Origin of the sequence: Pleionea mediterranea (assembly GCF_003148745.1) — a bacterium.
Taxonomy (GTDB): domain Bacteria; phylum Pseudomonadota; class Gammaproteobacteria; order Enterobacterales; family Kangiellaceae; genus Pleionea; species Pleionea mediterranea.
Window position 1 is genome coordinate 110,771 of sequence record NZ_QGGU01000003.1, and the last position, 15,471, is coordinate 126,241.

Below are 15,471 nucleotides of genomic sequence, written 5' to 3' on the forward strand. Positions count from 1 at the left end.
AGTCTTAATATTCAATTAAGGTTTTGAATTTTTGGAGAAAAACCCTATGGAACACAATGTTAATACGCTTGATCGCTCGGCCTCGAGTGCCATTGAAGTCAACAAAGTTTTAAAGAACACTTATATGCTACTGGGCTTAACGCTTGCGTTTAGTGCCTTCGTTGCTTACCTAGCTGCGGTTATGCAATTACCTCACCCGGGAATAATTATCACTCTGGTTGGTTTTTATGGGCTTCTATTTGCTATCCATAAAACCCAGAACAGCGGTGCGGGCATTGCTCTGGTGTTCTTATTAACGGGTTTCATGGGCTACACTCTCGGGCCAATCATAGGCTTTGTATCCGCTAATGCCCCTCAAGTCTTGATGACGGCACTGGGTGGTACAGGTTTAACCTTCTTCGGTCTATCGGCCTATGTGTTGATCACTCGTAAAGATATGAGCTTTTTGGCAGGCACATTGATGGCCGGTTTCTGGGTGTTGATTGTCGGTATGATTGCTAACCTTATCTTTAACATTCCAGCACTTAGTCTGGCTATATCGGGTGCTTTCATTCTGTTTTCATCCATGATTATCATGTATCAAACCAGCGCTATTATTCACGGTGGTGAGCGCAACTATGTGATGGCAACCGTTACTCTGTTTGTCTCCATTTACAATATTTTTGTCAGTTTACTGAGCATATTAATGTCATTTTCTGGCGACGATTAATTCTACCCAAAATCGTACAAAGCCCGGCTTTATGCCGGGTTTTTTGTTCCTGCCAATATGGTAAACTGCGCTCACTCTTTTGTTTATCAACAGCCTCTCTCGATGACACGCTCAATGACGACACGTTTTTCAATTTTGGTGACCGGCTCGCCCTTCACGTCTCAAGCACATCACAGTGCACAGTGTTTTGTCGATGCGCTCTACAGCAAAGGGCATCAGGTAACATCTGTGTTCTTATACGGTGATGGCAGCTATGTTGCCAATCAACTGATGCATCCTGCGAATGATGAGTCACACCCCCACCAGCACTGGCGAGAACTGGCACAGAAGCACGGCTTTAAACTGCAAGCCTGTGTCTCTGCCGCTGCAAAGCGTGGCATATTGAGCAGAGAAGACAGCGAACTCTCCGGAAAGTCGTCATTTAATGTCACCAGCCCTTACGAAATTGCCGGACTTGGCGCCTGGGTAGAAGCCGTTGCCAATTCCGATAAAAGTCTGCACTTTTCCTGAGTGATATCGAGCCCAATGAATCTATTATTTATTCTGAACAAACCGCCCTATAGCAGTGATATCGGAAAAGAATCCCTCGATATGGCCCTGGCACACGCAACATTTGATGATACTGTCAGTCTACTGTTTACTGGCCAGGGTGTATGGCAGTTAAAAACCGATCAATTTGCCAAGCTGGCAGGGTTAAAAGAATTTACCAGGCTCTATACCGGGCTTGATTTATACGATATTGATCAACTTTTTGTCTCCGAAAATGCATTAGACACAGAGCAATTAACCAGAGATCAGCTAATGGTAGAAGCCTCAGTACTGAACGACGAAGCAATATCAAGGTTAATCAACCAGCAAGATAGAGTATTTTGCTTATGAGTTGCCTGCATATTATTAATCGCCGTATTAATCAACAAACCCTCAATGAGCAAGCCAAATGGTTTAGTGAAGACGACGCGATATTACTCATTGAGGATGCTCTTTATCTGGTACATGCCCTGTCACTGGAATCATTAGGTTACCCAGTATATGCATTAAGCACCGATGCTAAAGTAAGAGGCGTCGAAACAACCAGCAAACAGGTAGAATGGCTGAATGATTATGAAGCAATGGTGGATATAACAATATTGTTTGATAAATCCATCACATGGACAACTCAACAAGTCTGAGCAATCACAAGAGCAGTAACATGACCGATGACATAAGCCAAACCAATTTACCCGCTCATATAAAGGTGGATAAAGAAGGCTATTTACTGAATGCTGATAACTGGTCAGAAGAATTGGCACCTGTTATTGCCGCAAATGAAAATATTGAGCTAACAAGCGATCATTGGGAAGTGGTTCATTACGTTCGACGCTTTTATGAAGCCTACAACACCAGTCCCTCAATTAGGCCTCTGGTAAAATACCTGGCTAAAGAACTGGGCGCAGACAAAGGCAACAGTCTTTATCTTTATAAACTATTCCCAAAAGGTCCGGCCAAGCAAGCGACCAAAATAGCTGGTTTACCTAAACCTAAACGCTGTATTTAACGATTGTTCAGCTTGAATTAATAAAAATCACTTTAATATGCCGTATAATACCCCACATAAACAATATAAAACCGTTTAATACTCAAGGAAACACCATGAAATACATCGTTAACTCTGTTGTTGCTTTATTACTAACCGTTACAACAACCTTCGCCGATGCGGCAACCGACCCCAAAAGCATGCTGCAAGAGGTCGCCAATAACATCACCAATTACTTGTCTGAAAATAAGGATAAAGTGGCGAATGACCAAAGCATCGCTCTAAATCTGGTGAAAAATGAACTGGTACCCTTTATCGATCAAGAAGCATTAGGACGACGTGTACTGGCAAGAGAGTGGAATAACGCAACCGCTGATCAACAAAAGATATTTGTAGAAAAGTTTGTTGATCTGGTTATCGATACCTACGCAAAAGGCCTGGCACAATACGACGGTCAGACGTTCGAGTTTGAAGATACTGAATACAACAAAGCAAAAGACGCCGCCCGAGTCAAAAGCCAGATGAAGCAACAAAAAGGCGAGCCGGTAAAAATTGATTACTATCTGAAAAAACCTAAAGGAATGGACGAGTGGCGTGTTGTTGATGTACGTATTGAAGGCATCAGTATGGCTACCAGTTATCGCAACCAGTTTGCACAACAAATTAAACAGGAAGGCCTTGATTCCGTCATTAAAAAGCTGGCCAATAATGAAATTGAGTTAAAGTAATCATTCAGATTTGATGAATAGCCAATAACAAAATAATCAGGAAAAATTATGAGATTCATCACTCTGGTCACATTGTTGTTATTTGGATCGGTTGCAAAAGCTTCCGATCCTCAGCAATTATTGCAACAAGCCGCCGACAATATAATTGAGTTATTGGAGCAAAACAAACAACAGCTGGCGGTTGATGAAACTTTGGCCCCTGCTATCGTGCGAGAAAACTTGCTACCACTGGTAGACACTCTGGGACTTGGTAAACGGCTGCTTACACGAAAAGTCTGGCCAACCTTAAGCGGCAGTCAACAACAAAGATTCACCGATGCGTTTGTTGATCATTTAATCAACACTTACGCCAACGGGCTCGCAAATTATGACGGCCATAAATTTCATTTTATAAAAACCAACTACTCAAGCTCTGGCAAAACAGCCTGGGTGTACAGTGAATTGATTTCGAAACAACAGGAACGATTCAGTATTATTTACACGCTTAAGTTAATGGATCATTACCCTGACTGGCGAGTGGTTGATGTCTCCATTGAAGGTATTAAAATTTTACAGAACTACCGAGAACAATTAAAAAGTGTTGATGTATCGGAAGGCTTCGATGCACTGTTGGCTAAAATTGAAACCAAAACGGAATCGACACCTTAAAATATTAAAGTGTTAACTCTTCAATTTATAGGCTAGTTTTTTTTAAAACGCTTATCCATTACTGTTCCCTATCCATAACTGTTTAATTGATGACAGTTTTACCATTTATAAGCTTCACTAATCATATAAAAAAAGCGCCGTTGTAAGGCGCTTTTTTTATAATCATCGATTCAATAAATGCAATCCATTAGATTGAAACATCACCACCCAGATAAGGTCGCAAAATTTCTGGCACTTCAATAGAGCCGTCAGCCTGTTGATAGTTTTCCATGATGGCGACTAATGTACGGCCAACGGCAAGACCCGAACCGTTTAATGTATGCACCAGCTCAGGTTTGCCCGAATCACGATACCGAGCCTGCATACGTCGCGCCTGAAAATCACCCAAATTACTGCAAGAAGAAATTTCACGGTAAGCTTGCTGACCCGGTAACCAGACTTCAAGATCGTAAGTTTTGGTGGCACCAAAAGTTATGTCACCCGAACACAAAATCACTGTTCTGAAAGGCAATCCAAGTAGTTTTAAAATATTTTCAGCGTGGCTGGTCAATTCTTCCAGCGCTTGCATGGAGTTATCCGGATGGACAATTTGCACCAGTTCAACTTTTTCAAATTGATGCTGACGAATAAGTCCTTTAACGTCTTTTCCATAAGAGCCGGCTTCTGATCGAAAACAGGGTGTATGCGCCACATAGCGCAGCGGCAAAGATTTTAAGTCAACAATTTCATCGCGTACCAAATTCGTCACTGGCACTTCCGCCGTTGGAATTAAATACAGCGGACGGTCATCCTGAGTGCTGCCTTTCACGGCAAATAAGTCTTCTTCAAATTTTGGTAGCTGACCCGTGCCCATTAAACTGTCACGATTAACCATATAGGGAACATAGACTTCCTGATAATCGTGTTCTCTGGTATGCACATCCAGCATAAACTGGATCAGCGCCCGGTGCAGTCGTGCCATGCGGTGACGCATAACCACAAAACGGGAACCGGTTAACTTAGCAGAAGCAGCAAAATCGAGTCCTTTATCCATTTCGCCCAGTTCAACATGATCCTTAACCTCAAAGTCGAATTGTCGAGGCTCACCCCAACGCCGGACTTCCTGATTATCGTCTTCATTATTGCCATCAGGAACTGAGTCATCAATCAGATTAGGCGTTGAATAATGAATATCGCTCAACTTTTCCTGAACCAATTTAAGACTGGCTTCAGCTTCTTCGCGCTGTCGCTTTAAAGAGGCCACTTCATCAAGCACTGGCTGTGCATCTTCACCTTTGGCTTTAAGCTGACCAATCATTTTCGATTTCACTTTGGACTGGTTCTGCAGCTCTTCGGCTTTAATCTGAATCGCTTTTCGCTCTTGTTCAAGACTGATTATTTCTTGTTTATCAAGTGCAACACCACGACGCGCTAAATTTGCCGCTACCGCATCGAGATCATTTCTTAACAATTTTGGATCGATCATGTGAAACCTTTGGTATTTTTATCTGAAATTATTTTAACGGGTAAATCGTGTTTCAGGCTTGCCCTATTCTACCACCAATCCAGGCACCTAAAAAAACCGCAATTAAGCTTAAAGACATATTTAGTGCAATATTTAACAGTGCCTTGAGTAGTTTTTGCTGTTCTATTAACAATAAGGTATCCACCGAGAAGGACGAAAAAGTGGTTAAGGCACCTAAAAAGCCAACCATCAGTGCGGCTTTTGCCACCGGCGACACCATGGTTTGTTGCCAATAGCTCAATAAACAACCGGCCACTAAGCAACCGACAACATTTACGATTAAGGTACCGTATGGAAAACTTGATGAGAACCAATAAACCGACCACTCCCTGACTAAATACCGCAGCACTCCTCCAGCGGCACTGCCGATGGCAACAGCTAATAATATAATACCCTGTCCGCTCACTTACCCTTACCTTTGGCAGACGCTTGCTGTTGCGCCAAGTTTTCCAGCTTTTGTTTTATCTGGATTTCCAACCCTCGATCAACCGGTTGATAAAATGACTGTTCGGGAACGTCATCTGGCCAGTAGCGTTGACCGGGAGAAAAGGCTCCTGGTTCATCATGTGAATAACGGTAGGCGACACCATACCCCAGTTCTTTCATTAATTTTGATGGCGCGTTTCTTAAATGCACTGGAACATCATGACCGGCATCGTCCAGAACGAATTTTCTCGCCTGGCCGTAGGCTTTATACACGGCGTTACTTTTGGCAGCGCTGGCGGTATAAAGTATCGCCTGAGCAACGGCCAACTCACCTTCTGGTGAACCGAGTTTTTCTTGCACTTCCCAGCCGTTCAATGCCAGCTGCAGCGCTCTTGGATCAGCATTACCAACTTCTTCGCTGGCCATTCGAACAACCCGTCGGGCAATGTACAAAGGATCACAACCCCCATCGAGCATACGGCAAAACCAATATAATGCCGCATCAGGATCTGAGCCACGCACCGACTTATGTAAGGCCGAAATCTGTTCATAAAAAACATCGCCCGACTTATCAAAGTGACGCACCCTATCACCAATGACTTCAGCAATATGCGGTTTATTAATTTCAACCGGTTGCGTATCACCCACAAAATCAGACGCTATTTCAAGAAAGTTCAATAGCTGACGGGAATCACCACCACAGGCTTTGATCAGTAATTCTCTGGCATCATCTGCGATTTGAATGTTCAGGGAACCCAGTCCGCGATTGTCATCGGTCAACGCCATATCCACCAACTGACTCAACTCATCGTCCTGTAACTTGGTGAGTCTATACACCCGGCTTCGAGATAACAACGCATTATTCAGCTCAAAGGATGGGTTTTCTGTGGTCGCTCCGATAAATACAAAAGTACCGTCTTCCACATAAGGCAAAAAGGCATCTTGCTGAGATTTATTAAATCGATGTACTTCGTCGACAAACAGTAACGTTTTATTGCCGTGCCCCTGCGATTGACGCGCTTGCTCAACCGCAGAACGAATCTCTTTTACGCCACTCATGATGGCAGACATGGCTATAAAATTTGATGCGGTTTCTTCAGCAATCAAACGAGCTAATGAGGTTTTTCCTACCCCCGGAGGCCCCCACAAAATCATTGAATGCAATTGATCATTTTCAATGCTTTTACGCAAAGGCTTACCCTCGCCCAGTAAATGCGATTGACCAATGTATTCATTGAGCTTTTGCGGACGCATTCTATCGGCCAAGGGCCGATAAGGTTGCTGTTGTTGGAACAGATCATTCATAGGAGTTTGGAATTAACAATAACTTTTTTAATAACGCTGTGGATATCAACTATAACGCAAACTAAGGAGCTTCTTTTTGCCTGGAGTCCACTACATCAACACCTTCAGGCACAGTAAACTCGAAAACGGAAGTATCAAGAGCTTCATTTTGAGTGGATTCGGAAAACTCAACAATGGTTTTCTGACCTAAAGTGTCTAACAATAAAATCTCTTTTAACTTACCCTGTTTAAACAACACCAGCATGCGCTCAAAAGCATACCCCTGCTCAACCGGCGTTAACTCAAAGGTTTTTGCTGCATCATCGCCGCTGACTAACTGCTTTACGTTAAAGGTTTTTTGCAAGGTCTCAGCGTTTGCGCCAAGTAAAAATACTGGAGTATTACCCATGGCTTTATTCAATGTTTGAATATTGACCTGATCCAGATCCTGATCAAAAGTCCAAAGCGTTTCACCATTGGAAACGATTTTTTGCTCAAACGGTGATTCTGTTTGCCAAACAAACTTAAATGGCTTTTGAATGATAAAGTGACCGGAAGATTTATCTTTGCTATTGCCGAACTGGTCCTGAATATTTTGTTCAAACTTTGCCTGATAATTCTCAATAGCCCGGGTAATTTCAACCAGAGCTTCCACATCGGACGCTTTAACACTGAAAGAAAAACTCATCAACAGTAAAGCTTTTAACAACAAAGGTTTTAACAGTAACTTTTTCAACATTAACTTTTTTAACATTATCGTCTCAATTCACTAAAATTAATTCGCATCAACAAATGGAATCATTAAACTTTTGGCGGCGGTGGTGCAATAACTTCTCGCATACCGTTTGACTGCATTTCGGTCACCACACCAGCCGCTTCCATTTCCTCAATCATTCTGGCTGCCCGGTTGTAACCTATTTTTAACCGGCGCTGTATGCCAGAAATAGAAGCGCGTCGTGACTCGGTAACAATTTGCACAGCTTGATCATAGAGTTCGTCCCGCTCGGCAGATGCTTCTTCTTCACTGCCTTTTGGAATGCCCATCATTTCCGTTTCAGACACGCCACTGGTTATTGCTTCTTCAAAGTCGGGGTCGCCACGTTTTTGCCAGTCGGCTACTACTCTATGAACTTCATCATCGTCGACAAAAGCGCCATGAACCCGCTCAGGAATATTTTTGCCCGCGGGTAAGTACAACATATCCCCCTGACCTAACAGATTTTCCGCCCCCATCTGATCGAGTATGGTTCGTGAATCGATGCGTGATGAAACCTGAAAAGCAATTCGAGAAGGTACATTGGCTTTTATTAAGCCGGTAATAACATCAACCGAAGGTCGTTGTGTTGCAAGAATCAGGTGAATACCTGCCGCACGGGCTTTTTGCGCAATACGGGCAATCAACTCTTCAACTTTTTTACCCACTATCATCATCATGTCTGCCAGCTCATCAATGACAATGACGATTTGCGGCAGTGTTTCTAACTCTGGAGCTTCATCGAGCATGTCGTCACTTTCTGTCCAGATAGGATCTTTAAGTGGCGTACCCGCCTTTATCGCGTCCTTCACTTTGCGATTAAACCCAGCCAGGTTTCTCACCCCCATGGCGGCCATAAGGCGATAACGTCGCTCCATTTCGGCGACGCTCCAGCGCAACGCATTGGCGGACTCTTTAACATCGGTTACAACTGGGGCCAACAAATGAGGAATACCGTCGTACACCGACAATTCCAGCATTTTGGGATCGATCATAATAAATCGAACATCGTCAGGCGTTGATTTATACAAAATACTCACCAGCATGGCATTCAGCCCCACCGACTTACCTGAACCTGTGGTACCAGCCACCAACAAGTGCGGCATTTTTGCCAGATCAATCACAATGGGATTGCCTGAAATATCCTTACCCAAAGCCATACTTAAGTTTGAACGGGATGAATCAAATTCTTTCGAACCAACCACTTCTTTTAATCGCACCATTTCGCGATTTTCGTTCGGCAATTCAATTCCGATATAAGGCTTGCCGGGGATCACTTCAACCACACGAACACTGACCGAGGCCAATGCTCTGGCTAAATCTTTCGACAAATTGGTAATTTTGCTGACTTTCACCCCTGGAGCCAAATCAAGCTCGTAACGGGTAATAACAGGGCCAGGATTTACCGCGACCACTTCAGCCTGAACACCAAAATCAGCAAGCTTCAGTTCCACCAAACGGGACATGGCCTCCAGCGAGTCTTGTGAAATGGGATGCTTAACCGGCTCTGGTTCATCGAGTAAGTCCATTTGTGGCAATTCGCCGACCACGGGCTCATCAAACAACTTTTGCTGCTTTTCTTTTACCGCGCGACTGCTGGGCTCAATTTTGCTGACCACCGGCTCAATTCTGATGGGTTTACGCGACTCCTGCTTTTCTTTCGATACCTGAATGGCTTTTTTACGGGTTTCCTGTTTTTCCTGATAAGCTTTTTGTTCGCTGCGCTTATCTCTAAAGGATTCCCAGCACGCCATCAGATAAGCCAGACTTCGCAACACGCCACTGCCAATTTGATCCATTAACCGAAACCAAGACAAGCCGGTAAATAAGGTAAAGCCCGTTAAAAATAACGCCAGTAAAATCAGAGTTGTGCCCAAGGCATTAAACGCACTGAATAATGCATCGCCCACCAGCTGACCAAATACACCACCGGAGGTATAACTGGGCTGAATTAACGGATCCTGAAAATTTAGGCTGGCAATGGCTGTTCCGGCTAACAGGGTAATTAAAAACCCACTGCCGCGTAATAACCAGTAATGAAAGTCATGCTGCTCTATCAGTTTACGTTCCTGAAAAATCAGAAACGCCATATAGATCACCATAAACGGGAATACATAGGCGAGATAACCAAATAATTGTAAAAACACATCGGCCAGCCAGGCACCGGCTCTACCAGCAGAGTTTTGTACCACGTCACCACTGCCAGTATATGTCCAGCCCGGATCTTGATGATGGTAGGTTGCCAGCGCTAACAATAGAAACAACGCAAGGGCGCCAAGACAGATCACCACCGCTTCACGAATGCGTGCGCTGAGTGGACTGGCCAGCCGGGCCGACGATTCCGTCATAGCGGTACTGTTTGAGGATTGTTTGTTAGCCAACTTAAATTACCTTTTTTACTTTTATGGCAATAAATTTTTTTTCTGTATGGTTTCTTATATTTTATTAATTAAGCCAGGTTCGCTGAACAGACGCTTAAGCAACACCTAACTGCTTATATTTCAATCAATTATAACGAGTTTAATGCCAATATCATAACACGCTCTTGGCATTCACTCCGTAAATCATTCTCAGCTTAGGCAATATGAATTTCGGAAGATTCCTTAACCTCTTCCATCACGACGTAGGTTCTTGATTCGCTTACACCAGGCAGTGTCAGTAAGGTTTCTCCAAGCAGTGTTCGATACGCCGCCATATCCACGACTCTGGCCTTAACCAGATAGTCAAAATCACCCGAAACCAGATGACACTCCAATACTTCATGTAAATCTTTGACGGCACTTTTAAATTCAAGAAATACATCGGGCGAAGTCTTTTCCAATGTAATTTCCACAAACACCAGAAGCCCGTACTTCAACTTTTGTGGGCTTACTCGAGCTGAGTAACCCGTAATAAAACCTTCCTGCTCCAAGCGCCGAACCCGCTCAAGACAGGGCGTAGCGCTTAGGCCAACTCGTTTTGCCAGCTCAACATTTGCCATTCGTCCGTCTTTTTGCAGTTCCCGCAAAATAGAACGATCAATTCTATCGAGTATTCGACCATTATCAGACATATAAGCAGTTTAATTATCTATTTAGAAAGCCATATTCAATATATTACACCATTATTTTTAAAATTAAAGTGAACTATTTTGTTTAAAAATAATTATACTTCCGCCTTCGAAATTCAGGTTCAGTCATTGGAGACTTGTGATGTTAATTGGTGTACCTAAAGAGATAAAAAATCACGAATACCGTGTTGGTATGGTGCCAGCGAGTGTGCGTGAGCTGATTGCTCATGGTCATGAGGTAATCGTTGAACATAATGCCGGCATCGGCATTGGCTTTACCGACAGCGACTACGAAGCCGTCGGCGCAAAAATTCGTCAAAAAGCCACCGAAGTATTCGCCGAAGCGGATATGATCGTCAAAGTAAAAGAGCCTCTGGCTGAAGAGCGCAAGCACATTCGCGATGGTCAAATTCTGTTTACCTATCTGCATCTCGCACCAGATGTGCCACAAACCGAAGACTTAATCAAAAGCGGTGCGGTTTGTATCGCCTATGAAACCGTAACCGGTCCATCGGGTGGACTACCTTTGCTCGCACCTATGTCTGAAGTGGCGGGTCGTATGTCTATACAGGCCGGTGCTCAATGTCTGGAAAAAAGCCGACAAGGCCGTGGCATGTTGTTAGGCGGCGTTCCTGGTGTTTCTCCTGCTAAAGTGGTCATTATTGGCGGCGGCGTTGTGGGCAGTAACGCTGCACAGATCGCTGTGGGTATGGGCGCGCAAGTTGTTATATTAGACAGAAACATCGATGTTCTGCGTCGTATCAATGTTCAATTCGGCAGCTCGGTAGAAACCGTATTCTCAAGCAAAGACGCTTTGGAACAACATGTCCTTGAGGCCGATCTGGTTATTGGCGGCGTATTGATCCCGGGCGCATCTGCACCGAAACTGGTAACTAAAGAAATGGTTCATCAGATGAAACCTGGTGCTGCAGTCGTTGATGTTGCTATCGATCAGGGCGGCTGCTTTGCAACATCAAAAGCCACCACGCACGACGATCCTATCTACATCGTTGATGATGTTGTGCACTATTGTGTTGCCAACATGCCGGGTGCCGTACCTTATACATCAACCTTTGCGCTGAACAACGCCACCTTGCCGTACATTATCGCGCTGGCAAACAAAGGTTACAAAGCAGCCTTGGCGGATGATGTTCATCTGCGCAATGGCCTTAATGTCTATCGTGGTAAAGTGACGCACAAAAGCGTTGCTGAAAGTCAGGATCTGACTTTTGTAGACCCTATGGAAGCGCTGGGCATTTAATGTCACTCATAAATTGTTTAAACATAAGTTGTTTATACAATAGCGATTTATGCAAAAAATTATGAATCGTTGGAGCGCACTACGTCTCCCCAAAAAGCCACCTATACCGGTGGCTTTTTTGTAATCGATAAATTTCATAATAGAAATCGCTGGTTTGTGATTGTCGATTGCATCTGAACTCATTACACTAGCCAGCATTCAACAAAACTGTTTGGAGCAATCAATGAGCGAAGTACAGCATCACAAACTGCTGATATTAGGATCGGGCCCCGCGGGTTATACCGCTGCGGTCTATGGCGCACGTGCAAATCTTGATCCCGTCATTATTACCGGTATGCAACAAGGTGGCCAATTAACCACCACCACCGATGTCGATAACTGGCCAGGTGATGATGAAGGGGTTCAGGGACCAGAACTGATGCAGCGTATGGAACGTCATGCTCAGCGTTTTGGTACCCAGATTATTTTTGATCACATCAATGAAGTTAATCTGAAGCAGCGCCCTTTTCAGCTTAAAGGCGATTCGGGCAGTTACACCTGTGACGCCTTAGTGATAGCCACTGGCGCATCAGCAAAATACCTGGGTCTTGAATCGGAAGAAGCCTTTAAAGGCAAAGGTGTCTCAGCCTGTGCGACCTGTGATGGTTTTTTCTACCGCAACCAGAAAGTGGCGGTGATCGGTGGTGGTAACACCGCGGTTGAAGAAGCGCTTTATCTTTCTAATCTGGCTTCGGAGGTCCATCTTATCCACCGTCGTGATGATGTGCGTTCAGAAAAAATTCTCAGAGACAAACTGCTTGATCGCGCTGAAAACGGCAACGTGATTTTACACTGGAATCGTACATTGGACGAAGTTCTTGGCGATGCCAGCGGCGTAACCGGCGTACGCATTAAAAGCACCGAAGATGATTCAACCGAAGAGCTGGATGTTCACGGTGTGTTTATTGCTATTGGCCACCAGCCGAATACCCAGATGTTCGAAGGTCAGCTGGATATGAACAATGGTTACATTAAAATTCAGTCAGGTCTTGACGGCAACGCAACACAAACCAGTATTGAAGGTGTGTATGCGGCTGGAGACGTGGCCGATCATGTGTATCGTCAGGCCATTACTTCTGCAGGTGCAGGTTGTATGGCAGCGCTGGATGCCGAGAAGTTTCTTGATTCACAGAACTAACTGCATAAGCTGCTAGTTCTTAACGTTTACTGTTTAAAGCAAATGCAACGATCGTAGAATTTCCTGATACACATACGCTTTAAGCAGTAAACGATCTTCATCATCGGTAAATACAAAGTGGAAGCCATACCAGTAGGTGCCGCTGTCATCTTTTGCCGTTTCTTGTTTTGCGCTATTGGTTTTTTCCGACTGTTGTTTTCGGGATTGTTGTGTTGGAGACAATTCTTGTTGAGTCGGCTCACTACTTTCTGAACCAGCACTCTGCTTAGCCGCCACATCATCTTCACCGGTTTGCTCAACCAGTTTACCCTTGTTATTGACCCGGCAGTCTAGAGTTACCACTTTTTGAATATCATCCAGCTCAAGGGTCATGGTCAAACTTAACTCATCATCCACCAGTGCCAGTTGTTCGCGGCATTCAAATCGTCCGCCAAGTACACTTAAGTTAGTGACAATCACCCGCGCCGGATGGGTGTTTTGAGTTTGATTGGTCAGGGTTGCTGCAATGTCGCAATTGACTCTGACAGCGGAGCGAACCTCTACCGCTTCCACCTGTTTTGGCATGGCCAGATGAATATAGGGCGACGGTGAAGTGCGCATCACCAACACTTTGGCCGAAAATCCACTGGCAACATTATTCACCACAAAACGTAAGGTCACCATTTGATCTTCTCTAAGAAACACCACTTTTTTTTGTTTCTCGACAGGCGCAGAAATAATGACACTGCAATCAGGTAAAAAGCCAATCAGTTTCACCGGATAACGGGCGTCTGAATCCGGTGAAATCTGCAACTGCATAATATCGCCCATTTTTAGGCCAAGATCTGAAAACCGCATTGGTATAATAGAAAACCTGTGTTAATAAATACTTATAATTTAGTGTAGCTGTTTTAAATACTGATGAGTTAAAAATGTCGTTGGAATTACCCTTTATTGAACAACCCGATGATTTTCCTGATGTTACGCAGGCGTTGCACGATCCTAATGGTCTGCTTGGGTTTGGTTGTGTGTTATCCAATGAATTACTGATTAATGCTTATTATCAGGGTATTTTCCCCTGGTTTAATCCTGGTGAGCCAGTATTCTGGTGGAGTCCCGATCCAAGAGCAGGCTTTTTTCCGGAGCACAGCAAACCGTCTAAAAGTTTGCGAAAAGTATTACGACAGGCAAACTTTAGAGTAACGTTGAATCATGATTTTCATGGTGTGATCACGGCTTGTGCCGAGACCGCACCAAACCGCCCTGCCACCTGGATCACACAAGAAATGATTGCCGCCTATGGTAATCTGCACGAAGAAGGCGTAGCCCATTCAGTTGAAGTCTGGCAGCAACAACAATTGGTCGGTGGCCTTTATGGCCTATCACTGGGTCAATTATTTTTTGGTGAGTCGATGTTTCACAGAGCCAGCAACGCATCAAAAGTAGCGCTATTTTACTTGATGCAACATTGCCGTTCAGCGGGATTTCCACTGATTGATTGCCAAATGCCAAATCCTCATCTGATGAGCCTTGGTGCCAAAGAGGTTTCCCGAACAGAGTTTCTGAGCTATCTTAAACAATACAGAGATCAAACCGTGCCTCCAAATTTCTGGCAACCTTCAGAATTATCGGAGCTGTATAATTTTTAGATGGGTGGAATCTGGTGCAACAAGATCCAAACGACGAATTACTAAAACTGACTTTTTACGCAACCCCGGCGCACAGTTGCTCTTATCTTAGTGATGAGCAGGCGACCACGGTTTTTCTTGATCCGGAAAAACGCATCAGTCAAAAACTCTACACCCGGCTCAGTGAAACAGGGTTTCGTCGTAGTGGCAATCACATCTACCGTCCTCATTGCGAAACCTGTCAGGCTTGTGTGCCCGTCCGAGTGCCGGTAAATCTATTTAACGCCAATCGTTCACAACGTCGCTGCCTAAAAAAAGCACAAAGATTTCATTATCGATTTGAACCCGCTACCTACAGTCAGGAGCACTATCGACTTTACGAAGCGTACATCGGCGAACGTCATGGTGATGGCGATATGTATCCACCCTCTGAGCAACAATACAAAGACTTTTTGCTTAGTCCCTGGGCTCATACCCAATTTATGTCATTTTATGATGGTACTCAGCTCATTGCCTGTGCGGTGGTGGATCTATTGGATAATGGATTTTCTGCTGTTTACACTTATTACGATCCGGAATACGCCCATTACAGTTTAGGCAAATTTGCAATATTGAGTTTGATACAGGAGGCTCAGTTGCGACAGCTTAAATACGTCTACCTGGGGTATCTGGTAAAAGACTGCCAAAAAATGAAGTATAAATCAGAATACCGCCCGCTCGACTGTCATATCGGAAACCGCTGGGTTCGTTTAAATTAAAGCCGGTATAAATTAATAGACTGGCGACGGCAGAATTAACGCTCAATCGACTT

18 protein-coding genes are annotated in these 15,471 nt (G+C 44.2%); 11 read left to right on the forward strand and 7 right to left on the reverse strand.

Annotated features, from left to right (window positions below; all coding sequences use genetic code 11):
• The first annotated feature begins 46 nt into the window (after positions 1-46).
• The 7 genes from C8D97_RS04500 (at position 47) to C8D97_RS04530 (ending at position 3,598) form a co-directional block, all read left to right on the forward strand.
• Positions 47-709 carry a Bax inhibitor-1/YccA family protein gene (locus C8D97_RS04500; RefSeq protein ID WP_109762374.1) on the forward strand — a complete coding sequence of 221 codons (663 nt, stop codon included), beginning with the start codon at positions 47-49 and terminating at the stop codon, positions 707-709.
• 114 nt (positions 710-823) lie between these two features.
• Positions 824-1,219, forward strand: a complete 396-nt coding sequence (gene tusD / locus C8D97_RS04505) for a sulfurtransferase complex subunit TusD (protein ID WP_170115137.1) — start codon at positions 824-826, stop codon at positions 1,217-1,219.
• A 15-nt stretch (positions 1,220-1,234) separates the two neighbouring features.
• Positions 1,235-1,588: a sulfurtransferase complex subunit TusC gene (tusC, locus tag C8D97_RS04510; protein ID WP_109762378.1), complete on the forward strand. Its 354-nt coding sequence runs from the start codon at positions 1,235-1,237 to the stop codon at positions 1,586-1,588.
• Entirely contained in the window at positions 1,585-1,878 is a 294-nt protein-coding gene (locus C8D97_RS04515; RefSeq protein WP_109762380.1) for a DsrH/TusB family sulfur metabolism protein, read from the forward strand. Before tusC ends, C8D97_RS04515 begins: the two co-directional genes overlap by 4 nt.
• Positions 1,879-1,898: 20 nt before the next feature.
• Complete coding sequence (locus tag C8D97_RS04520; protein ID WP_109762381.1) at positions 1,899-2,243, forward strand: TusE/DsrC/DsvC family sulfur relay protein; 345 nt, start codon at positions 1,899-1,901, stop codon at positions 2,241-2,243.
• Between the two features lie 95 nt (positions 2,244-2,338).
• On the forward strand, positions 2,339-2,950 hold the full coding sequence (locus C8D97_RS04525) for an MlaC/ttg2D family ABC transporter substrate-binding protein (protein WP_109762383.1): 612 nt from the start codon (positions 2,339-2,341) through the stop codon (positions 2,948-2,950).
• A 48-nt stretch (positions 2,951-2,998) separates the two neighbouring features.
• Entirely contained in the window at positions 2,999-3,598 is a 600-nt protein-coding gene (locus C8D97_RS04530) for an MlaC/ttg2D family ABC transporter substrate-binding protein (RefSeq protein WP_109762385.1), read from the forward strand.
• A 187-nt stretch (positions 3,599-3,785) separates the two neighbouring features.
• Here C8D97_RS04530 and serS read toward each other — a convergent pair whose 3' ends face one another.
• From serS to lrp, 6 genes are all read right to left on the reverse strand, one after another.
• Positions 3,786-5,063, reverse strand: coding sequence for a serine--tRNA ligase (gene serS, locus C8D97_RS04535; protein WP_109762387.1), 1,278 nt, complete (start codon positions 5,061-5,063; stop codon positions 3,786-3,788).
• A 52-nt stretch (positions 5,064-5,115) separates the two neighbouring features.
• Positions 5,116-5,508, reverse strand: a complete 393-nt coding sequence (gene crcB, locus C8D97_RS04540) for a fluoride efflux transporter CrcB (protein WP_210204853.1) — start codon at positions 5,506-5,508, stop codon at positions 5,116-5,118.
• A complete protein-coding gene (locus C8D97_RS04545; RefSeq protein WP_109762389.1) occupies positions 5,505-6,833 on the reverse strand; it encodes a replication-associated recombination protein A in 1,329 nt (442 codons plus the stop codon). Before C8D97_RS04545 ends, crcB begins: the two co-directional genes overlap by 4 nt.
• 61 nt (positions 6,834-6,894) lie before the next feature.
• Positions 6,895-7,566, reverse strand: coding sequence for an outer membrane lipoprotein periplasmic chaperone LolA (gene lolA / locus C8D97_RS04550; protein WP_109762391.1), 672 nt, complete (start codon positions 7,564-7,566; stop codon positions 6,895-6,897).
• 47 nt (positions 7,567-7,613) lie between these two features.
• On the reverse strand, positions 7,614-9,914 hold the full coding sequence (locus C8D97_RS04555) for a DNA translocase FtsK (protein WP_109762393.1): 2,301 nt from the start codon (positions 9,912-9,914) through the stop codon (positions 7,614-7,616).
• Positions 9,915-10,141: 227 nt separating this feature from the next.
• A complete protein-coding gene (lrp, locus tag C8D97_RS04560; RefSeq protein WP_109762395.1) occupies positions 10,142-10,618 on the reverse strand; it encodes a leucine-responsive transcriptional regulator Lrp in 477 nt (158 codons plus the stop codon).
• 139 nt (positions 10,619-10,757) lie between these two features.
• Here lrp and ald point away from each other — a divergent pair, with 139 nt between their 5' ends.
• Both ald and trxB read left to right on the forward strand, forming a co-directional pair.
• Entirely contained in the window at positions 10,758-11,876 is a 1,119-nt protein-coding gene (ald, locus tag C8D97_RS04565; RefSeq protein ID WP_109762397.1) for an alanine dehydrogenase, read from the forward strand.
• A 223-nt stretch (positions 11,877-12,099) separates the two neighbouring features.
• Complete coding sequence (gene trxB / locus C8D97_RS04570) at positions 12,100-13,053, forward strand: thioredoxin-disulfide reductase (protein ID WP_109762399.1); 954 nt, start codon at positions 12,100-12,102, stop codon at positions 13,051-13,053.
• A 33-nt stretch (positions 13,054-13,086) separates the two neighbouring features.
• Here trxB and C8D97_RS04575 read toward each other — a convergent pair whose 3' ends face one another.
• The gene (locus tag C8D97_RS04575) at positions 13,087-13,890 is read right to left on the reverse strand and encodes a flagellar brake protein (protein WP_109762401.1); all 804 of its coding nucleotides are present in this window, start codon (positions 13,888-13,890) and stop codon (positions 13,087-13,089) included.
• Between the two features lie 74 nt (positions 13,891-13,964).
• Between C8D97_RS04575 and aat the strand changes: the two genes are divergently transcribed.
• Complete coding sequence (aat, locus tag C8D97_RS04580; RefSeq protein WP_109762403.1) at positions 13,965-14,681, forward strand: leucyl/phenylalanyl-tRNA--protein transferase; 717 nt, start codon at positions 13,965-13,967, stop codon at positions 14,679-14,681.
• Positions 14,682-14,695: 14 nt separating this feature from the next.
• On the forward strand, positions 14,696-15,418 hold the full coding sequence (locus C8D97_RS04585) for an arginyltransferase (RefSeq protein WP_109762405.1): 723 nt from the start codon (positions 14,696-14,698) through the stop codon (positions 15,416-15,418).
• Positions 15,419-15,471: the final 53 nt, after the last annotated feature.